At 72.4% G+C, this 20333-nt stretch carries 17 protein-coding genes and 1 pseudogene; 10 read left to right on the top strand and 8 right to left on the bottom strand.

The features are described from left to right. Positions 1 to 117: 117 nt before the first annotated feature. Positions 118 to 1482: a dipeptidase gene (locus ACIBBB_RS07135; protein ID WP_398979582.1), complete on the bottom strand. Its 1365-nt coding sequence runs from the start codon at positions 1480 to 1482 to the stop codon at positions 118 to 120. Positions 1483 to 1630: 148 nt separating this feature from the next. Between ACIBBB_RS07135 and ACIBBB_RS07130 the strand changes: the two genes are divergently transcribed. The 3 genes from ACIBBB_RS07130 to ACIBBB_RS07120 all read left to right on the top strand — a co-directional run bounded on the left by ACIBBB_RS07130 (position 1631) and on the right by ACIBBB_RS07120 (position 5216). After that, positions 1631 to 3001 (top strand): geranylgeranyl reductase family protein, encoded by a 1371-nt coding sequence (locus ACIBBB_RS07130; protein ID WP_398979580.1) that lies wholly within the window; start codon positions 1631 to 1633, stop codon positions 2999 to 3001. Positions 3002 to 3309: 308 nt separating this feature from the next. Next, a complete protein-coding gene (locus ACIBBB_RS07125) occupies positions 3310 to 4554 on the top strand; it encodes a sensor histidine kinase (RefSeq protein WP_398979578.1) in 1245 nt (414 codons plus the stop codon). Continuing rightward, positions 4551 to 5216: a response regulator gene (locus ACIBBB_RS07120; RefSeq protein WP_398979576.1), complete on the top strand. Its 666-nt coding sequence runs from the start codon at positions 4551 to 4553 to the stop codon at positions 5214 to 5216. Before ACIBBB_RS07125 ends, ACIBBB_RS07120 begins: the two co-directional genes overlap by 4 nt. Positions 5217 to 5226: 10 nt before the next feature. Here the strand turns inward: ACIBBB_RS07120 and ACIBBB_RS07115 are convergent, their stop codons facing one another. After that, on the bottom strand, positions 5227 to 5598 hold the full coding sequence (locus ACIBBB_RS07115) for an SCO4225 family membrane protein (protein ID WP_398979574.1): 372 nt from the start codon (positions 5596 to 5598) through the stop codon (positions 5227 to 5229). Between the two features lie 72 nt (positions 5599 to 5670). After that, the gene (locus ACIBBB_RS07110; protein WP_398979571.1) at positions 5671 to 7053 is read right to left on the bottom strand and encodes an MFS transporter; all 1383 of its coding nucleotides are present in this window, start codon (positions 7051 to 7053) and stop codon (positions 5671 to 5673) included. A gap of 76 nt (positions 7054 to 7129) precedes the next feature. Between ACIBBB_RS07110 and ACIBBB_RS07105 the strand changes: the two genes are divergently transcribed. The 5 genes and pseudogenes from ACIBBB_RS07105 (at position 7130) to ACIBBB_RS07085 (ending at position 13256) form a co-directional block, all read left to right on the top strand. Beyond that, positions 7130 to 8344 carry an ROK family protein gene (locus ACIBBB_RS07105; protein WP_398979569.1) on the top strand — a complete coding sequence of 405 codons (1215 nt, stop codon included), beginning with the start codon at positions 7130 to 7132 and terminating at the stop codon, positions 8342 to 8344. Positions 8345 to 8502: 158 nt separating this feature from the next. Beyond that, positions 8503 to 9360 carry a YhjD/YihY/BrkB family envelope integrity protein gene (locus ACIBBB_RS07100; protein ID WP_398979566.1) on the top strand — a complete coding sequence of 286 codons (858 nt, stop codon included), beginning with the start codon at positions 8503 to 8505 and terminating at the stop codon, positions 9358 to 9360. Positions 9361 to 9528: 168 nt separating this feature from the next. Beyond that, positions 9529 to 9855 carry an SHOCT domain-containing protein gene (locus ACIBBB_RS07095; RefSeq protein WP_398979564.1) on the top strand — a complete coding sequence of 109 codons (327 nt, stop codon included), beginning with the start codon at positions 9529 to 9531 and terminating at the stop codon, positions 9853 to 9855. Further along, positions 9852 to 10688, top strand: a complete 837-nt coding sequence (locus ACIBBB_RS07090; RefSeq protein ID WP_398979562.1) for an ABC transporter ATP-binding protein — start codon at positions 9852 to 9854, stop codon at positions 10686 to 10688. Before ACIBBB_RS07095 ends, ACIBBB_RS07090 begins: the two co-directional genes overlap by 4 nt. Beyond that, positions 10685 to 13256, top strand: a pseudogene (locus ACIBBB_RS07085) (ABC transporter permease). The gene ACIBBB_RS07090 and the pseudogene ACIBBB_RS07085 overlap by 4 nt, the downstream one beginning before the upstream one ends. A gap of 62 nt (positions 13257 to 13318) precedes the next feature. Here the strand turns inward: ACIBBB_RS07085 and ACIBBB_RS07080 are convergent. After that, positions 13319 to 13879 carry an ATP-binding protein gene (locus ACIBBB_RS07080; RefSeq protein WP_398979560.1) on the bottom strand — a complete coding sequence of 187 codons (561 nt, stop codon included), beginning with the start codon at positions 13877 to 13879 and terminating at the stop codon, positions 13319 to 13321. A 182-nt stretch (positions 13880 to 14061) separates the two neighbouring features. Then, positions 14062 to 14379 (bottom strand): hypothetical protein, encoded by a 318-nt coding sequence (locus ACIBBB_RS07075; protein WP_398979558.1) that lies wholly within the window; start codon positions 14377 to 14379, stop codon positions 14062 to 14064. 291 nt (positions 14380 to 14670) lie between these two features. On the opposite strand from ACIBBB_RS07075, the gene ACIBBB_RS07070 reads away from it, so the two are divergent. Continuing rightward, positions 14671 to 15780, top strand: coding sequence for a PLP-dependent cysteine synthase family protein (locus ACIBBB_RS07070; RefSeq protein ID WP_398979556.1), 1110 nt, complete (start codon positions 14671 to 14673; stop codon positions 15778 to 15780). 51 nt (positions 15781 to 15831) lie between these two features. Here ACIBBB_RS07070 and ACIBBB_RS07065 read toward each other — a convergent pair whose 3' ends face one another. From ACIBBB_RS07065 to ACIBBB_RS07055, 3 genes are all read right to left on the bottom strand, one after another. Next, positions 15832 to 16290 carry an SRPBCC family protein gene (locus ACIBBB_RS07065; RefSeq protein ID WP_398979555.1) on the bottom strand — a complete coding sequence of 153 codons (459 nt, stop codon included), beginning with the start codon at positions 16288 to 16290 and terminating at the stop codon, positions 15832 to 15834. Positions 16291 to 16413: 123 nt separating this feature from the next. After that, positions 16414 to 16869 (bottom strand): SRPBCC family protein, encoded by a 456-nt coding sequence (locus ACIBBB_RS07060; RefSeq protein ID WP_398979553.1) that lies wholly within the window; start codon positions 16867 to 16869, stop codon positions 16414 to 16416. Continuing rightward, positions 16866 to 17696, bottom strand: a complete 831-nt coding sequence (locus ACIBBB_RS07055; protein ID WP_398980067.1) for a DeoR/GlpR family DNA-binding transcription regulator — start codon at positions 17694 to 17696, stop codon at positions 16866 to 16868. Before ACIBBB_RS07055 ends, ACIBBB_RS07060 begins: the two co-directional genes overlap by 4 nt. 176 nt (positions 17697 to 17872) lie before the next feature. Here ACIBBB_RS07055 and ACIBBB_RS07050 point away from each other — a divergent pair, with 176 nt between their 5' ends. Then, positions 17873 to 20305 (top strand): hypothetical protein, encoded by a 2433-nt coding sequence (locus ACIBBB_RS07050; RefSeq protein WP_398980065.1) that lies wholly within the window; start codon positions 17873 to 17875, stop codon positions 20303 to 20305. Positions 20306 to 20333 lie beyond the last annotated feature (28 nt).

Raw genomic sequence — 20333 nt, 5'->3', positions numbered from 1 at the left:
CGGCAATTCGCTGACGGCGATTTCCGCTTTCCGCAGAAAGCCCGGGTGAACCTCCCGTCGAACTCTTCCGTCGGGCCGGTCCGCTCCCACGGCCCACCGCTACGGCTCCGTACGGGCTCAGCCCCGCTTGGAGCGCGCGTAGTTGACCAGGAAGTGCGCCTCTGCCACCGACAGCCGTTCCAACTCCTGGGGGGACACACTCTCGTTGACCGCGTGGATCCGCGCCTCCGGCTCGCTCAGGCCGATCAGCAGGATCTCCGCGTCCGGGTACAGCGAGGCCAGCGTGTCGCAGAGCGGGATGGAGCCGCCCATGCCGGCGGTCTGCATCTCCTCGCCCGGATAGGCGACGCGCATCGCCTCGGCCATCGAGGCGTACGCGGGGCTGGCGGTGTCCGCGCGGAACGGCTGGCCCTGCCCGACCTGCTCGACCGAGACCCGGGCACCCCACGGGGTGTGCGCGTGCAGGTGCGCGGTGAGCAGCTTCGTCGCGTGGGCGGCGTCCTGGCCCGGCGGCACCCGCAGGCTGATCTGGGCGCGGGCGCTCGCCTGCAGCGACGGGGTCGCGCCGACCACCGGCGGGCAGTCGATGCCGATCACGGTGACGGCGGGCCGGGCCCAGACCCGGTCGGCGACGGTGCCCCGGCCGATCAGCCCGACACCGTCCAGGACCTTGGCGTCCTTGACGAAGTCGGCCTCGGGATAGTCGAGTCCGTCCCAGTCGGCGTCGGCGGCCAGACCGTCCACGATGGTCGAGCCGTCGTCCGCCCGCAGCGAGGCCAGCACATGGATGAGCGCGGCGAGCGCGTCCGGCGCCGCGCCGCCGAACTGGCCCGAGTGCAGGTTGCCTTCGAGGGTGTCGATCTGGACGCGCAGCATGGTCATGCCGCGCAGCGTGGCCGTGACCGTCGGCAGCCCGACCCGGAAGTTGCCCGTGTCGCCGATGACGATCGTGTCCGCGGCCAGCAGTTCCGGGTGTTCTTCGGCGTATCGCTCCAGACCTCCTGTGCCCTGCTCCTCCGAGCCCTCCACCACCACCTTGACGCCCACGGGCACGCCGCCCGCCGCCTTGAGGGCGCGCAGCGCGAGCAGATGCATCACGAAGCCGCCCTTGCAGTCGGCGGCCCCGCGTCCGTACCAGCGGCCGTCCCGGTCGGTCAGCTCGAACGGCGGGGTGGCCCAGGCGCTCTCGTCGAGCGGCGGCTGGACGTCGTAGTGCGCGTAGAGCAGCACCGTCGGCGCCCCTTCGGGGCCGGGCAGGAAGCCGTAGACGGACTGGGAACCGTCCGGGGTGTCCAGCGCCGCGACGTCCCGGAAACCCTCGGCCCGCAGGGCGTCCGCCACCCACGCGGCGGCGGCCTCGCACTCGCTCCGGGGGAACTGCGCGGGATCCGCAACCGACCGGAAGGCCACCAACTCCGCCAGTTCCGCCCGTGCGCGCGGCATCAGCGAAGCGACGGTTTCGGCGATCGGAGTGACGGACATGGGCACGCTCCTGGCGGGTGCGACGTTGTGTGTTTGTGTGAGTGTCGAAGACAGGGCCGATCCTGCCACAACGGACCGGGCCCGCAGGCGCCGTAGGATGCCGTGCGACAGCAAGGGCCACCGGTCGGATCAGGAGCAGAAGCACATCGTGAGCAGCGAGAACGCAGACGCCGGAAGTGAATCTGGAAGCGCGCCCGGGACCGGTCCCGAGGCCGGTCCGGCGGGTGAGCACGACCGGACGGTGTGGGATGTCGTCGTGGTCGGCGCGGGCCCGGCGGGAGCGTCCGCGGCCTACGCGGCGGCTGTCGCGGGCCGTCAGGTGCTGCTCCTGGAGAAGGCGGAGTTGCCCCGCTACAAGACCTGCGGAGGCGGCATCATCGGCCCCTCGCGCGATTCGCTGCCACCCGGCTTCGAACTGCCCCTGCGCGACCGGGTGCACGCGGTCACGTTCTCGATGAACGGCCGGCTGGCCCGCACCCGGCGCTCCCGGCGCATGCTCTTCGGGCTGATCAACAGGCCCGAGTTCGACGCGAGTCTGGTGGAGCACGCCCAGAAGGCGGGCGCCGTGCTCCGTACCGGCGCCTCGGTCTCCCGCGTCCAGCAGCACGGCCCGGCCGTGCCCGACCGCCGTACGGTCGCCGTGGTCCTGTCCGACGGCGAGACGGTCCTGGCACGCGCGGTCGTCGGCGCCGACGGCAGCGCGGGCCGGATAGGCGCTCATGTCGGGGTGAAGCTCGACCAGGTGGACCTCGGTCTGGAGCTGGAGATCCCGGTGCCGCCGACGGTCGCCGAGGACTGGGCCGGACGGGTCCTCATCGACTGGGGCCCGCTCCCGGGGAGTTACGGCTGGGTCTTCCCCAAGGGCGACACGCTCACCGTCGGTGTCATCTCGGCGCGTGGCGACGGCGCGGCCACGAAGCGGTATCTGGAGGACTTCGTCGCCAAGCAGGGGCTGGCCGGTTTCGAGCCCGCGATCTCGTCGGGCCATCTGACGCGCTGCCGCAGCGACGACTCGCCGCTCTCGCGCGGCCGGGTGCTGGTGTGCGGTGACGCGGCGGGTCTGCTGGAGCCGTGGACCAGGGAAGGGATCTCCTTCGCGCTGCGTTCGGGGCGGCTCGCGGGGGAGTGGGCGGTACGGATCTCGGAGGCGCACGACGCGGTGGACGCCCGTCGCCAGGCGCTGAACTACACCTTCGCGATCAAGGCGGGTCTCGGCGTCGAGATGAGCGTCGGCCGCCGGATGCTCTCGGTCTTCGAACGCAGGCCGGGAGTGCTGCACGCGGCGATCACCGGATTCCGGCCCGCGTGGAAGGCGTTCGCCGACATCACGCGCGGTGCGACCTCGCTGGGTGGTCTCGTACGGACCCATCCGCTGGCCCGGCGCGCGCTGGACCTGCTCGACCGGCCGAAGGCGGGGACCGCACCGGGCACGGAGAAGAGCCGCGAGCAGGAGCCGGAACCGACGCGGGACGACGAGGACCGCGACAAGGACCCGAAGGACGGCGCGGTCACTCCGTAGCCCTGGGGGCCCTCGGCCGGTGAGGGGTCCGGGCTGATCCGGTGGCGGGTGGCCGGGGGCCGCCGCCAGGATCTCCTCCGGGTCGGGGAGTCGGTGGTGGCCCTGTGGACGTACGCGGCGAATTGCCGGGCCGGCGCCTCGGCGCACTCACGGAGCCGCCGACGCGGGCGGATCCGAGCGGCGAGGGCCGCCGGGCTCGCGCCCGGACCGAAGCGCCCACGCCCCCGCGCCGTACTCCACGGGGAGTACGCGAGATCGCCACGCCGGGCGGACGCCCGGGACCTGGCGGCCGGTTTAGCGTGACGGGTATGGAAGAGCAGATCAGGCGCGTCGGATTCGGTCCCCCCTGGATCAGGGGCCGATACGTGCCGGGTGCCGACAGGGCGGGTGGCGGCCCGGCCGGTGGGCGGAAGCTGCGGCGGCTGCCCTGGTTCAGCAGCGTCCTGATCGCCGTCTTCGTATCGATCGGTTCGGGCTTCGCCGCACGGGCCCAGGTGGACCGGGAGCCGCTCGACGCGTTCGCCCGTGCCCTGCTGCTCGTCGGCCCCGCGCTGCTCGTGGTGCGCTATCGGTACCCGGTCTTCTGCGTCTTCGGCGTCGCCGTCTCGGCGATGCTCTACCTCGGCGCCGGCTACGCCTACGGCCCGATCTTCGTCACCGTCGCGGTCGCCTGCTTCGCCGCGATCGTCTCCGGGCACCGGAGGGCGGCCTGGTGGGCGATCGGTCTCCTCTGGGCGAGCCATCTGCTGGCCGGCCATCTGCTCTACCCGTACCTGCCACCGAGCGGCGACGTCGGCGCGCCCTGGGGGCCCGAAGTGGGCGTCGCCGCCTGGGTCACGGCCGTACTCGTCGGTTCCGAACTCGTCAGGGTGCGCCGCGAGCAGTGGATCCACGACCGGCAGGAACGTGCCGCCGCGGAGGCGCGCCGCGCCGACGAGGAGCGGCTGCGCATCGCGCGCGAACTCCACGACGTGCTCGCCCACTCCATCTCGGTCATCAATGTCCAGGCGGGCGTGGGACTCGCGCTCCTCGACTCCGACCCGGAGCAGGCCCGCACCGCGCTCACCACCATCAAGGCCGCGAGCAAGGAAGCACTGGGCGAGGTACGGCAGGTCCTCGACACGCTCAGGACCTCCGGCGACGCCCCTCGTACACCCGCGCCGGGACTCGACCGCCTCCCCGAACTGGTTGAGCAGGCGGCGGGCGCCGGGCTGACCGTCGAACTCGAAACCGATGGTGACCCTGTCGCGCTCTCGCCGGGCGCCGATCTGGCGGCCTTCCGCATCATCCAGGAAGCCCTCACCAACGTGGTGCGCCACTCGGGTTCCCGTACCGCGCGTGTCCAGGTCGGCTACGGCGCCGGCCCGCTCACCCTCCGAATCGACGACGCGGGCCCCGCCACCGGCGACGAGGCCGGCGGCAGCGGCAACGGACTGGTCGGAATGCGGGAGCGTGCGGCCGCCCTCGGTGGCACCATCGAGGCGGGCCCACGCCCGGACGGTGGTTTCCGCGTACGGGCCTCCCTTCCCCTGAAGCCGAAGGAGACACCGTGATCCGTGTCCTGCTCGCCGACGACCAGTCACTGGTACGGGCCGGCTTCCGCGCGTTGCTCGACGCCCAGCCGGACATCGAGGTCGCCGGCGAGGCGGCCGACGGCGAGGAGGCGCTGCACAAGGTACGCGAACTCGCCCCGGACGTCGTCCTGATGGACATCCGGATGCCGGTGATGGACGGGCTCGACGCCACTCGCGCGATCACCGAGGACGGTGGACTCGACGAGGTGAAGGTGGTCATGCTGACCACCTTCGAACTCGACGAGTACGTCTTCGAGGCGCTCCGTTCGGGCGCCTCGGGCTTTCTCGTCAAGGACACCGAGCCGGAGGAACTGCTGCGCGCCGTAAGGGCGGTGGTGGACGGCGACGCGCTGCTGTCGCCCGGTGTGACGCGGCGCCTGATCGCGGAGTTCGCCTCACGCTCCAAGGTGCCGACGTCCATGGACGGTCTCGGTGAACTCACCGAGCGGGAGCGGGAGGTGATGGCTCTCGTCGGGATCGGGCTCTCGAACGAGGAGATCGCCCGCAGGCTGGTCGTCAGCCCGCTCACCGCCAAGACGCATGTGAGCCGGACGATGGTGAAGCTCGGCGCCCGTGACCGGGCCCAACTGGTCGTCAGGGCCTACGAGTCGGGGCTGGTACGGCCCGGCTGGCTCGGCTGACGGCTGCCCGTCAGGCCTCGCGGGGAGCGCGCGCGTGACCGGTCTTGTCGCTCAGTACGCGGACGAACGCCCCGAGGGCCGCGGCCTGGATGAGTACGGAGGCGATGAGCGCCACGTAGCCGAACGCGGACGACGAGGCGAACGACTCGCCGATCAGCGAGCCGCCGGCGAAGAAGAGGAAGACGGTCGGCGCGGCGAGGAGGAACAGCCACACGCCCGCGAACGACGCGTCGTCGTGGTGCACGAACAGCGTGTCGACGGCGACGAGGACCGCTGTCGCGGCGACCACGGCGAGATAGATCTGCGAGGCCCGGTTGCCGTAGATCAGCCGGGCGGGGCCCTGGGCGAGCCGGGCCAGTGCGTTCAGGCGTCCTGACTTCATGGTGATTCTCCCGTGTCGGTTGGATGCCTCCATCGTGGGACGGACCGAACTGATGTGCCTGAGTACCGCTACTCATCCCTCCTGGTGCGCCGAGCGGCCCGGTACGTCCGTGGTGGCGCCTGCCCGGACCTGAGCGGCGGACACGTCTGCCGGGAGGTCAGTCCGGACATCCGTCGACCGGGCGGCTCCCTTCGGCTCGTACGCCGAGACGTTGCGCGCCGAGTACGCGATGAGGGCCGCCGCGGCGGCCAGCAGGGCGACGGTGGTGAGCGCGACAGGCAGGGAGAACCAGTCGGCGAGGAAGCCGATCGCCGGCGGTCCCAGCAGCATGCCGCCGTACCCCAGCGTGGACGCGGCGGCGACGCCGCTCGGGCCCGCGAGCGCACCGGCCCTGGCGACGGCCACCGGGAAGATGTTGGCGAGGCCGAGTCCGGTGGCCGCGAAGCCGAGCAGGACGAGCCAGGTCGTCGGCGCGAGGGCGCCGAGGAGCATGCCGAGCGCGGCGAGCACACCGCCGGTGACCAGGGTGCGGGTCTGGCCGAGGCGTTCGAGCAGGGCCGTACCGGACAGGCGTCCTACCGTCATGGCCAGGGCGAAGAGCGAGTACCCGGCGGCGGCGAGACCGGCGTTGGCGTGCAGGTCCTGGGCGAGGTGCAGGGCACCCCAGTCGGCGAGAGCGCCTTCTCCGTACGCGGTGCACAGCGCGATCACCCCGAAGAGGACGACGAGTCCGCGCGTGCGCCGGTCGAGCTTCCGGGGAGCCGCCTTTCCCTCCGACCGGTCCTTGGGGTCGGAGGCGGAGGGCGGGCCGGCACCTGGGGCCGCGGGCGCCGTGTGGCGCAGCAGCGAGGGCCCGGCGAGCGCCGTGACGAGCAGGCCGACGCCCGTGAGGGCGAGGAGGTGCGCCGACGCGGAGAGACCGCCGGCCACCAGACCGCCGAGTCCCGCGCCCGCCATACCGCCCAGGCTGAACGCGGCGTGGAAGCTGGACATCACGGGACGGCGCAGCGCACCGACGAGATCGACGGCCGCGCTGTTCATCGAGACGTTGAGGGATCCGTACGCGGCACCAAAAAGGAGCAGGACCAGGCCCAGCGCCGACGCCGAGTGGGTCCGCGCGGGCAGCGCGATGCTCACCGCCAGCAGGAGCGAGCTGACCACCGTCACCGGGTGGCTGCCGAACCGTCGGCACATCCGCCCCGTGAACATCATCGTGACCACGGCCCCGGCGGAGACTCCGAGGAGGGCCAGACCGAGGTCGCTCGCCGACGCGCCGGTCTGCTCCTTGATGGCCGGGATACGGACGACCCAGCCGGCGAAGAGGAAACCGTCCAGGGCGAAGAACACGGTCAGAGTGATACGGAGACGCGCGAGGCTGGAGAGTGAGGCGTCGGCGGCGGGATCTCCGCCGCGACCCCCCGACAGGGCCGTCCGGAGTTTGTTTAGGTTCGGCACAAAAGAAGGATAGGGGCTGGGGGCCGATCCTTACAAGGCGGCGGTTCACAGACGGGATCATGGGAGACTCACCCATATGAACGGCAAGGCAACGACGACCAGAACACGACTGGAGAGAGGCCGCAGCGCGCTGGGCCCCGCACTGGAACTGGTCCACACCGGCCGCGCGCCCACCCGCGCCGTGCTCACCACGGAGCTGGGCGTCACCCGCGCGACGGCCGGCGCCGTCGCCGCCGAACTCGAAGCGCTCGGCCTGATCCGGGTCGACTCCCGCCCCGGCGCCGCCGCCGGCTCCCAGGGCCGCCCCTCGCACCGTCTCGCCGTGGACGACACGGGCCCGGTCGTCCTCGCCGCCCAGGTCCACGCCGACGGCTTCCGCGCCGCCCTCGTCGCCCTCGGAGGACGTACCGTCGCCACCGCGCCCGGCTGTGTCACCGTCTCCTCCGACCCCGCCCAGGTGCTCGGCGAGGTCGTCGCCGAAGGCGCCGCCCTGCTGCGCGAGAGCGGCCGGCGCTGTGTCGGCGCCGGTCTCGCCGTCCCCTCGGCGGTCGCCGAACCGGAAGGCACCGCGCTCAACCCGCTGCACCTCGCCTGGCCGGCGGGCGCCCCCGTACGTGACCTCTTCGTCGAGCAGGTTCGCGCCGCCGGCATCGAGGGCCCCGCCTTCACCGGCAACGACGTCAACCTGGCTGCCCTGGCCGAACACCGGCACGGTGCGGGCCGGGGGGCCACCCAACTCCTCTGCGTCGCCACGGGACATCGCGGCGTCGGCGGCGCGCTCGTCGTGGACGGTCGTCTGCACACGGGCAGTTCGGGACTGGCGCTGGAAGTCGGCCATCTGACCGTCAACCCCGAGGGCAGGCCCTGCCATTGCGGCAGCCGGGGCTGTCTCGACGTCGAGACCGACCCGCAGGCGTTCCTCGACGCGGCCGGCCGGGAACCCGGCCCCGAGGTGTCGCTGCTGGAGCAGTCGCGGGACCTGCTCCGTACGGAGTACGCCGACCGGTCCGTACGGGCGGCGGCCGAGGAATTGATCGACCGGCTCGGCCTGGGGCTCGCCGGACTGGTGAACATCCTCAACCCGGACCGCGTCATCCTCGGCGGTCTGCACCGCGAACTGCTCGACGCCGACCCCGCCCGGCTGCGCGCCGTCGTCGCCGACCGCAGTCTGTGGGGCCGCAGCGGAAGCGTGCCGATCCTCGCGTGCACGCTCGACCACAACAGCCTGGTCGGCGCCGCCGAACTGGCCTGGCAGCCGGTCCTGGACGACCCCCTGGCCGCACTGACCTGACCGGGTCCCGCCGGATCGGACCAGCTCCGACCGGTTCCGACCACGTCTGACCAGTCCTTCCCTCGCGTGCGCGCGGGCCCACAGCCCCCGCGCCGCCCACCACCCGTCCGGCCGCACCACGGACGGTTCACCACCTCATCGCGGGTAGGTCACCACCTATGACCGAGAAGCCGTCCGGTGCGGAACGCCCTCCGCCACCCCCGCCGCGCTGGTTCCAGCGCCTCGACCGGTGGCTGCGCGCCTCGCCGCTCGGGCTCGCCTGGACCCGCGGGCGCGACATGGAGCTGATGCACCGGTCCATGGGTTTCGCGGCGCTCGGATTCCTCACCCTTGTCCCGGTGCTGGTCCTCGTCGCGGCGGCCGAACCCGACAGCGGCCAGGGCTTCGCGCGCTGGCTCGGTCAGGCCATCGGCGTCACCCGCGAGTCCCAGACGCAGGTGGAGAGGTTGTTCGGGGTGCCCGACACCGCGCTCCAGCGCACCACCGCCTTCGGTCTCGCCGCGCTCGCCGTCTTCGGACTGACCTTCGGCTCCGCCCTCCAGACCGGCTACGAGAAGGTCTGGGACCTGTCCACCGCGCGCTGGCACACCATGTGGCGCCATGTCGTCTTCCTCGCGCTGCTGGTCCTCGCGGTGCTCGGCTTCACCAACACCCCCAGCCCCGACGAGCCCGTCATCGGACCCTTGGTGGTCGTCGTGCTGGACGTCATCGGCACGTTCCTGTTCTTCTGGGTCGCTCAGCGCCTGCTGCTCGGCGGGCGCGTCCGCTGGAAGGCGCTGTTACCCGGCGCCGCGGCCACCACGATCGGCCTGCTCGGCCTGCGTGGTTTCTCGCAGCTCGTCTTCTCGCCACTGATCGCCTCCAGCGCCGTGACGTACGGCCCGTTCGGCACTGTCCTGGTGGTCCAGTCCTGGCTCGTCGGGGTCGGATTCGTCGTCTACGGAGGCGCACTGGTCGGCCGCCTCGCCCACGAAGGCCGGGTGTTCCGCCGTCTGAAGGACTTCGACGAGAGCTGAACCCCGCCCCGGGCAGCCCTTCCAGGGAGCAGCTCCTCCGGGCCCGCGTACTCCCCGGGAGGTACCCGTACTGCCGCTGGCCGTACGACGACTCGGACCCCCTCCCGGCGCGAACCTCGGAAGCGACAGAGAAAGCCGCGAGAGTCGCGAACCGAGGAGTTGATCAGGATGAACACCCTTGCGCACAGTGGCGGACCCGGCCCCTGGATCCTGCTGTTCCCGCTCATCTGGGCAGCCGTGATCGTCGGTGGCATCACCCTCCTGCGCCGCACCGTGTGGCGTGGACGCCGGGGTGGACCCCCGTGGCGGTCCGGCAGCTTCGGCCGGGGCGTACGGGACGCCCGGGGCCCGCGGGACATGCCCGACGCGCGGTCGCCCATCGCGATGCTGGGCCGGCGGTTCGCCTCCGGTGAGATCGACGAGGACGAGTACTGGCGCCGGCTCTCCGTTCTGGACGAGCAGTTCGGCCGTACGGGCAAGGGCGGTGCGGCGTGAGCACCACCACGGCGGCCACCACCACGGCGGCCACCGCCACCGCGTACGCCGCCCGGGTCGTCGACGCCGTGAAGGTCTACGGCAGGGCCGACACGGAGGTGAGGGCCCTGGACGGGGTGAGCGTCGACTTCCCGGTCGGCCGCTTCACCGCGATCATGGGGCCCTCGGGCTCCGGCAAGTCCACGCTCATGCACTGCGCGGCCGGACTCGACACCCTCACCTCCGGCTCCGCGCTCATCGGCGACACCGACCTGAGCACGCTGGACGACCGCCGGCTGACGTTGCTGCGGCGCGAGCGCGTCGGCTTCGTCTTCCAGGCCTTCAACCTCATTCCGACCCTCACCGTCGCCGAGAACATCACCCTCCCGACGGACCTCGCCGGAGCCGCGCGGGACGACGAGTGGTACGACGCCCTCATCGACATCGTCGGTCTGCGCGACCGTCTGCACCACCGCCCCGGCGAACTCTCCGGCGGCCAGCAGCAGCGCGTCGCGGTGGCCCGCGCTTTCGCGGGCAGCCCCGACGTCGTCTTCGCGGACGAGCCCACCGGCAATCTCGACTCGCGCTCCGGCGAGGAGGTCCTGCGGCTGCTGGGCAGCACCGTGCGCCGTACGAACCGGACGGTCGTCATGGTCACGCACGATCCGGTCGCCGCGGCCCACGCGGACGAGGTCGTCTTCCTCGCCGACGGACGCCTAGTGGACCGGATGCCGGACCCGACGGCCGAGCGGGTGCTCGACCGGCTGAAGGACTTCGACACCAGGACGTTCGGCGGGCCCGCCGGCGGTACGTCCGCGAGCGGCGGCCAGGCAGGCCCGGGGGTGCGGCCATGAGCGGGACGCGCGCCTCCGTACGTGTCAGCGTCTCCTCGCTCCGCGCGCACAAGCGGCGCTTCGCCGGGACCTTCACCGCCGTCCTGCTGGGCGTGGCCTTCCTGACGGGCACCCTCGTCATGGGCGACACCCTGCGCGGCAGCTTCGACACCATGTTCGGCGACGCGGCGGGCGGCACGGACGCCGTCGTCCGCAGCGCCGACGTGGTGACGGTGCCCGGCGACTCGCTCGGTACCCGCGAGCCGGTCGACACCGGACTGATCGAGAAGATCGAGCGGGTTCCCGGCGTCGCGGCCGTCGCACCCAGGATCGAAGGCGCCGGACAACTCGTCGGCTCCGACGGCGAGCCCGTCGGCGGCCAGGGCCCGCCCACCGTCGCCGGAAACTGGATCGACGACGCCCAGCTCAACCCGTACCGGCTCGCCGACGGCCGGCTGCCGGAGAAGAGCGGCGAGGTGGTCCTCAACCGCGGTGCAGCCGAGGCCGGCAAGCTGAAGATCGGCGACACCACCGTGCTCCGCACCCCCGACCCCGTACGGGTGACGGTCGTCGGCCTGGCGACGTTCGGCGGCGAGGACGGCATGGCCCAGGTCACGTACACGGGCATGACCAGGGCCGACGCGGAGAAGTACCTCACGCCGAAGCCAGGCGGGGCGGCGAGCATCCAGGTGCGCGCCGGTCCCGGCACCGGCCAGGAGGAACTCGTGGACTCCCTGCGGACGGTCCTGCCGTCCGGCGTGGAGGCGATCACCGGCCAGGAGTCCGCGGACGAGAACCAGGAAATGATCTCCGGTCAGTTCCTGAGCCTGTTCACCACGCTGCTTCTCGTCTTCTCCGGCATCGTGCTGCTCGTCGCGACCTTCTCCATCCACAACACCTTCGCCATCGTGGTGGCCCAGCGCACCCGCGAGAACGCGTTGCTGCGCGCCCTCGGCGCCTCCCGCCGCCAGGTCGTGGGCGCCACGCTCGCCGAGGCGGGCGTGGTCGCACTGGTCGCCTCGGCCGCCGGTCTGCTCGGCGGCATCGGCATCGCCGCCGGGATGCGGGCCCTGTTCCCGGCCATCGGATTCCCCTTCCCCGAGGGACCGTTGGTGATCGGCGCGCTCTCGATGCTGCTGCCGCTCGCTGTCGGCGTGGCCGTCTGTCTCGGCTCGGCGCTCCTGCCGGCCGTACGGGCGGGGCGCACCGCACCGCTGGCCGCGCTGCGCGAGACGGCCGTGGACGACTCGGGCGCCTCCAGGACCAGGGCCGTCGTCGGTACGGTGGCGGGCCTGGCCGGAATCGGCACGATCCTGGCCGGCGTCTTCGCCGCGCCGTCCCTGGTGGTCGCCGGAACGGGAGCCGTCCTCGCCCTCGCCGCCTTCGTGGTGCTCGGCCCCGGTGGCCTCCTCGTACGCCGTACGACTCCTGGGCGGGCCGCTGGACCGGCTGAGCGGCGTCTCGGGCGCCCTGGCCAAGCGCAACGCGCTGCGCAGCCCCAAGCGCACGGCGGCGACCGCCACCGCGCTGATGATCGGTGTCGCCGTGGTGTCCCTGTTCACGGTCTTCGGCGCCTCGCTGAAGGCGACCATGGACCAGACGGTGTCCCGTTCCTTCGCGGGAGACCTGGCGGTCAGCGTGCCGGCGTTCGGCGGCGGGGGCAGCGGGCTGAGCCCCAAGCTCACGCCCGCCCTGGCCGAACTCCCCGAGGTGGGCTCTGCCGTGGGGCTCGGCAAGGGAGTGGCCGAGGTCGACGGTGACGGCCGTCAGCTGACCGTCACCGACCCGGTCGCGCTCGCCGAGGGCTTCGATCTCGGGTCCGTGGACGGCTCGTTCGACGGATTCGGCACCAACGACATCGCGGTGTCGCGCCCACAGGCCGACGACCGGAATCTGCGGACGGGCGGCACGGTCCAACTCACCTTCACCGACGGCCGGAAGGAGACCTTCACGGTCAGGGCGGTGTACGAGCGGTCGTCACTCGCGGGCGACTACGTCATCACCCGCGCGTCCTGGGCCCCGCACCGGACCCAGGACGCCGACACCCTCGTCTCCGTCACCTTCGAGGACGGCGTGCCCGCCGCCGAGGCGACGGCCGCCGTGGAGAAGGCGGCGGCGCCGTTCGGCAACCCGGACGTCCAGACGCGCGACGAGTACGCCGAGACATCCGCGGGAGCCATCGACATGATGCTCACGCTGATCTACGCGCTGCTCGCCCTCGCCGTGGTCATCGCGCTCCTCGGCATCGCCAACACCCTCACCCTCGCGGTCCACGAACGCACCAGGGAACTGGGCCTGTTGCGCGCGGTCGGCCAGACCAGGGCGCAACTGCGGGCGATGGTCCGCTGGGAGTCCGTGCTGGTGGCCGCCTTCGGTACGGCGGGCGGACTGGCACTCGGCGGGCTGCTCGGCTGGGTCATCGTCAAGGCGGCCGAGGGCGCGGGAGACACACCCTTCGCCTTCGCCGTGCCGCCGGCACAGCTGATGCTCGTCGGAGTGGTCGGCCTGACGGCCGGAGCGATCGCCGGATTGCGGCCGGCGCGCAGGGCGGCACGGCTTGACGTGCTGCGCGCCATCGCCACCGAGTGACGTGCTGACGTGCTGACGCGCTGACGCCTCGGTCTGCCGAGGCGTGGCGCACCCCCGCCCGGTCAGCCGACCACGGCTGACCGGGCGGCGGTATGTTCGCGCTTCCCGGCGAGGGTCCGGATGCCCGCGAAGGGGCCGCCCGCCAAGGTTTCGCCCGCCGAGGAGCCGCCCGAGAAGGGCCCGTCGGTCGTGGCGCCGTACAGCCGGTGCCGGGGCGGAGCGGCGCCCGACGGGGTGGGCAGCGTGAACCAGATGACCTTTCCCGCGTCACCCTCCGCGCGCACACCCCAGCTCTCGCTGACCGCCTCGATGAGAGCGAGTCCGCGCCCGCACACATCGAGCGGATCGGCCTCTCTGATGGTCGGCAGGCGCGGGTCGTGGTCGTGGACCGCGACCGTGAGCCGGTCGAGCAGCAGTCGGATGTCGACGGTGCACATCTTGTCCGGCTGTGCGTGCCGGTGGACGTTGGTCAGCAGCTCGGTCACGCCGAGCGCGGCTTGGTCGATGAGTGGGTCGAGCTGCCAGTAGCGCAATTGCGCAGAAACGATTCTGCGGACCTGGCGGATCCGCGACGGCAGGGCCTGGAGCTCCACCGTGCACTGCCTGTTCGGCTGGCTGATCACGGCTGCGACTCCCCGATTGAGGTCCGGAAGAAGGCATGAGATCAAATCCAGCAGCTCACTCGCGAGGCTCGCTGCTGTCTTGCCCGGCGGGGCTGGATCGCAGCGTCACCACCGGTTCACCCTGAGTGATGTACACCAGAGTGAACCATGTGATAGGGGACCGCAACTCGCGGCGCCCGGCGTCAGGTCTTCGCCCTGCCGGCCCTGCGTACCGTCTCCAGGAAGCGCCCGGCCAGCAGCCGGCCTTCCGGCCGTCGGCCGTCCCCGCCCATGGTCAGCCGGTAACGCGTGCCGTTCACGGTCGCCACCGTGCTGTCGTCACCCCGGAACCACGGCTTCTCGGCCTGTACCGCCCGCAGCGGCGCGCTGTCGATGACCCGCCCGTAACTGGTCAGAAGCGCCAGTCTGCCGTCCTGGATGAGCACCCGGCCCGCTTTGGTGAGCGAGCGGGGCCAGCGCTCTATCTCGACGCCGCTGGCACTGAACTCCGGTTCCGCCATGGCTGATCCGCCCCCTTCGTGCTGCTCCCTCAGGGAAGTCTGCACAACTCGGCGCCTGGACGCCAGAGCGACTTCCCCGGAGTTCTCCGACGACACGTCGGCGGCGCGTTGAGAGCGCGCCGAGGGCGCGTCGCGACCGGCGCTCGGCGCCCCCGCCAGCCCCGTGCCCAAGGCGCGGCTATGGATACCCAAAGGTACGGTTTGCGCAGGTCGAGGGCTTACTGTTGCGCCTGGACCGGCGCGGACGGGCACACGCGGGACACGGGTAAGGCGGGACGAAGGACGGCGCGCATGACGGAGCGGCAGCAGACCATCGACGTGAACCGCGGCGATCGCGCGTACCGGGCCTGGCTCAAAGAGGCCGTACGCAAGGTCCAGGCCGACGCCAACCGCTCGGCCGACACCCACCTCCTGCTCTTCCCGCTGCCCGAGCTGTGGGGCATCGACCTGTATCTCAAGGACGAGTCCACCCACCCGACGGGGAGCCTCAAGCACCGCCTCGCCCGCTCGCTGTTCCTGTACGGGCTCTGCAACGGCTGGATCCGTCCCGGAAAGCCCGTCATCGAGGCGTCCAGCGGCTCGACCGCGGTGTCGGAGGCGTACTTCGCGAAGCTGATCGGCGTCCCGTTCATCGCGGTCATGCCGCGCACCACCAGCCCCGAGAAGTGCCGGCTCATCGAATTCCACGGCGGGCGCTGCCACTTCGTGGACGATTCGCGCAGGATGTACGAGGAGTCGGCGAATCTCGCCGCCGAGACCGGCGGGCACTACATGGACCAGTTCACGTACGCGGAACGGGCCACCGACTGGCGAGGCAACAACAACATCGCCGAATCGATGTACCAGCAGCTGCGGTTGGAGCGCTACCCGGAGCCCGCGTGGATCGTCGCGACCGCCGGCACCGGCGGCACGTCGGCGACCATCGCCCGGTACGTGCGCTACATGCAGTACGACACCATGGTCTGTGTCCCGGACCCGGAGAACTCCTGCTTCTTCGACGGCTGGACCCGCCGCGACCCCCAGGCGTGCGGCGACCGGGGCTCCCGGATCGAGGGCATCGGCAGACCGCGTATGGAACCGAGCTTCGTGACCGGAGCCATCGACCGGATGATGAAGGTGCCGGACGCGGCGAGCATCGCCGCCGTACGCCTGCTGGAGCGCACCATCGGGCGCAGGGCGGGCGGTTCGACGGGCACCGGGCTGTGGAGCGCGCTGAAGATCGTCTCCGAGATGGTGGCCGAGGGCCACAGGGGCAGTGTGGTCACGCTGATCTGCGACCCGGGCGAGCGCTATCTCGACAAGTACTACTCCGACGACTGGCTGGCCGCGCAGGGCATCGACATCGCGCCGTACACCGGCACGATCGAGCACTTCCTGCGGACGGGTGTCTGGCCTGCCTGAACAGCGGGCCCGGCCCCGCCTCGGGTTCGGATCAGGGGGCCGGCGACGCGCTCAGCCGGCGTCCAGCCGGCGCATGGAGACGGTGAACGTGCGCCCCAGTCCCGGGCGGAACGTCCGCAGGAAGAAGAGGAAGGGCTTGCTGCCGTCCGCCGCGAACGTCCAGCTCACGCGGGTGCCGGTACCGGCGGGTGTCAGCAGCCAGTCCTCCACCCCGGCCAGCGGTCCGGGCATGTTCGACGTGTCGACGCGGTAGGTGTAGCGGACGTCCGGCTCGGCGACAAGGACCGTCTCGGTGAACCTCCCGCCCATCCGCAGCCGGACCTCACGTCCGCCGGGCGTCGACCGCGCCGCGGTCGCGGCCGTGAACCACCGGGGCCACGCCTCGGTCTCCTCCGCCAGCGCCCGGTACACGGCCCCGGGCGGCGCGCTCACCTCACCGCTGAACACCAGCCGCACAGGCGCGGACTCGGCGAACCCGGCGTCGACGGGACGCAGCTGACGGACTGCCATGAACATCACGTCCCGGGGAGATCGGCGGACGGTCCTACGGCCGGAGCCTACTCGCCGTGGGAACGCACGGCCCGAAGACTCCGCACAAGAGCGGGCGCGGCCCGTCGGCTCCGTACGACTGTGTCAGGCGGCGCGCAGCAACCCGTCGACCACGCGGCCGAAGACGACACTTCCCGCCCGCGCGGTCAGGCGGTCGAGGAAGCGGGGGAGGAAGCTGGCGCGCAGCTCCTCCGACCAGCACACCAGCGTGCGACCACCGGTCTCCGGCGCGGTCCGCGTCTGCGTCACCTCGATCTCGGCCCAGCCCGTGATCACCCGGCCGCGCTTCTCCAGCCGGCAGTGGCCGGGGCTTCCCGCCGCCGGTGGCTCCCAGCGCACGACTTCCATCGGGTCGTCGAACCGCACGCGCCCGAGTCCCGTGCGCGCCACGAACACTGTTCCCGTCCCGGTCGGCCCAGGCGTTTTCACGAGCGTCCGCGTCAACGGCACACGCCGGCCGTGCGCCGGCCAGTCGGTGATCCGTCGCCAGGCCTCGTCGGCGGGCAGCGACGTACGGCGGGCGACCCGGAAGACGGTCACCGGTCCGCCGACTCCCCGGCGACCACCAGGCCGGGGAGATGCTCCGTGATCTCCTCGCGCACCTCGGGCGACAGCCCCGCGTCCGTGACCAGGGTGTCGACCTGATCCAGCGTCGCGAACGAACTCAGGCCCACCGTCCCCCACTTGGTGTGGTCGGCCACGACCACCACGCGGCGCGCCGACCGCACGAAACGGCGGTTCGTCTCCGCCTCGGCCAGATTCGGCGTGGACAGACCGGCCTCGGCGGAGATCCCGTGCACCCCCAGGAAGAGCACATCGAAATGGAGCGAGCGGATCGCCTGGTCGGCGACCGGGCCGACCAGCGAGTCCGACGGCGTACGGACACCTCCCGTGAGTACGACGGTGGCCGCGCCCGCGCGCTGGCCCCCCGACGTACCGGCGGGCTGCGCGGCGTGGAACACGTCGGCGACCCGCACCGAATTCGTCACGACCGTCAGATCGGGCACGTCCAGCAGATGGTGCGCCAGGGCGTACGTGGTCGTCCCGCCCGACAGGGCGATCGCCCGGCCGGGCACCGCCATGGCGGCGGCGGCCCGCGCGATGTCCTCCTTGGCGCTCAGCTCCAGCTCCGACTTGGCCTCGAAGCCAGGCTCATGGGTGCTCGCCTCGATCACGGGGACGGCGCCGCCGTGCACCTTCTCGATGACGCCGAGCCGGGCGAGCGCGTCGAGGTCCCTGCGGACCGTCATGTCCGAGACGTTGAGCTTGCGCGTCAGCTCGTTGACACGGATACCGCCGCGGCGGCGCACCTCGTCGAGGATCAGGGCCCGTCGCTGTTCCGCGAGGAGGTTCTGGTTGTCGCTCACCACCGGGGCCTGTCCTTCCACGCCGGCGTCGTGCGCGGCCGCCGTACACAGCTGATCATCAGGGTTCCTCATCCTCCCACGGTGTTGGGCCCCGTACGCAGGTGTCGGCCCGCCCCGGCCCGGGGAGAGTCGCTGAGGGCGGACTCCGTCCGCGAGATGCCACCTGGGAGCGAGTCATCGACGTGTCCTCTGAGCCCACCGCCGACCGGAGCGACGGCGCCGCGCTCGAACTGCTGGTCCACGGCGTCGGCGGCGCCACCCCGCAGGAAATGCTCGCCGATCCGTACACGGTCCGGATCACCGGCGACGAGACGGCGGCCATCTACCGGCGTCCCGACGACGAGGACGCCGAGTCCCACCCCGAGCGGTACGAGGACGGGCCGGTGCCCGAGGCGTACTGCTGGTCCAACCTCACCTCGGGCAACGCCAGTCGCGCCCTGTGGCTGCTGCTGCTTCCCTTCATGGTCGTCAACCTCGCGCACTGGATGCGCCCGGCGACCAACGGACTGGCCAAGACCCAGCGGCTGTACGGGGTGCTGGTCCGGCTGCTCGCCCTCACGCTCACCGTGCTGCTGACCGCCGCCGTCTGCGAGGTCGCCCTCGACCTGGTGGCCTGGCAGTGCGCGGGCTCCGCCGGCTGCGCGGACGACAGGTCCTGGCTGGGCTTCCTGTCCGCCACGGGGGACGGCTGGTGGGCGCAGCCCGGCCGCCGGCTCGCGCTTGCCGCTCTCGTACCGGCCGCGCTGGTCGGCCTACTCTGGTATCTCTCCAACCGGACCTGGAGCGCCTACGAGTCCCAGCGCCCGCCGACCGACGCCGGTCGCGGCGGAAGCCCGTCGGACCCGGACACGGAGGTCGTCAACACCCCCGGCGCCCCCCACGCCCCCGACGCCACGGACGCCTACCGCCCCGCGCTCGCCAGGCCCGGCTTCTGGTACGGCCGCCGGCTCGTCGCCCGCCTGCGCGCCGCGCACACCGCCGCCGGATTCCTCACCGTCGCGGGCGCGGTCACCGGCGCCGCCGCCCGCTACGACCGCGGCGCCTCCGGCGCCGCCCGGGAGACCGTCGGCTGGCTGCTCCAGGCAACTCTCGTCGCCGGCACGCTCGTTGTGCTCTGGGTGGTGTGCAGCAGGGGCCGCAGCGAGCGCAAGCGCGACGGCACGCTCGACAAGGCGCTCATCAGCCGCCTGCCCGCCGTTTCCCTCGTCCTGCTCGGCGTCGCGGTGGTGTACGCCGCCTGGTCCCGCCCCGACTGGGTCTCCTCCGGCACCCTGCCCGGCGCCGTGACGTTCCCGGTGCTGATGATCGCCCAGGGCGTTCTCGTCGTCTCCCTCGCGGCGGCGGCCCTCGCCCTGCACCGCCGCGCCCCGCACGCCAGGATCGCGCTGTACGGCCTCGGCGGCCCCGCCGTCGCCATGCTGGCCTGTGCCCTGGCCGGGGTGATGACCGGTGGCGTGGCCCAGCGCGTCGGCGACTGGCTCGACGGGTCCGGCACGCCGGGCATGGGGGAGGGGACGATCGTGGGACCGCCGGTGCTGCTGAGCTGGCAGGCCGCCGTCATCCCCGTCCTGCTGGTGCTCCTGGTGATCCCGGTCGTCGTCCTCGCCGTAGACACCGTGCGTACGGGCCGGCGCCTCGCGCCGGTCGTCGAGGCGGAGTACGGGTCTCGGGAGACGAAGGTCACCCCGGACTCCGTCCGTACCCGCCGGATCGCCGGCGCCCGTGCCCGCGCCCAACTCACCGACGCGGCACCCTGGTTGGTCGGTCTGGTCTCCGGCGCCACGCTCCTGCTCGGCACCGGCGCCGTCGTCGGCGCCTGGCTGAGCGGGGACGTGCCGGGCCGGGCCGCCGAGGGCGGACCCGCGCTGATCCAGTCGATCGCCGACACCGCGCAGGCGCTCGGCTCCTGGCTGATCGGCTTCGGCTTCATACTCTTCGTGACCTGGGGCCGCCGCGCCTACCGCGACGCCTCCGCCCGGCGCACCATCGGCATCCTCTGGGACGTCGGCACCTTCTGGCCGCGCGCCTCGCACCCCTTCGCGCCGCCGTGCTACGCGGAACGCGCCGTACCGGACCTCACCTGGCGGATGGCCTCCTGGACCGACCGCACCGGCGGACGCCTCGTCATCTCAGGGCATTCTCAGGGCAGCGTGCTGGCCGCTGCCGCCGTCTGGCAGTTGCGCGAGGGCACCCGCCACCAGGTGGCGCTGCTGACATACGGCTCACCGCTGGAGAGGCTGTACGGCCGCTGGTTCCCCGCCTACTTCGGTGCCGCGCCCCTCAGTGACCTGGGCAGGGAGGTGCACTGCTGGCGCAACCTGTGGCGCGCCACCGACCCGATAGGCGGACCGGTCCGGCTGAACGCCGACGCTGACGGCGAGGGGGAGGGCGAGGGCGACGGACCGGCCGTGGACCAGGGGCCGCTCAAGGACCCGCTCGCCTACGGCCGTACCGAGCGCCACCCGCTGCCCGAACCGATCCTCGGCCACTCCGAGTACCAGGCCGACCCCGTCTTCGCCAAGGAGCGCGCGGCGCTGCTCGACCGGCTGCCGCCCGCACTGCCGGGACAGCGCGACAGCAGCGCGAAGGCGGCGCGACGGACCGGCTGAGCGCGGAAGGCCGACAGGGTCGACCCGG

Source organism: Streptomyces sp. NPDC051217, assembly GCF_044455465.1.
Taxonomy (GTDB): domain Bacteria; phylum Actinomycetota; class Actinomycetes; order Streptomycetales; family Streptomycetaceae; genus Streptomyces.
The sequence above is the reverse complement of the archived record's forward strand: the minus strand, read 5'-3'. Positions and strand labels throughout refer to the sequence as shown.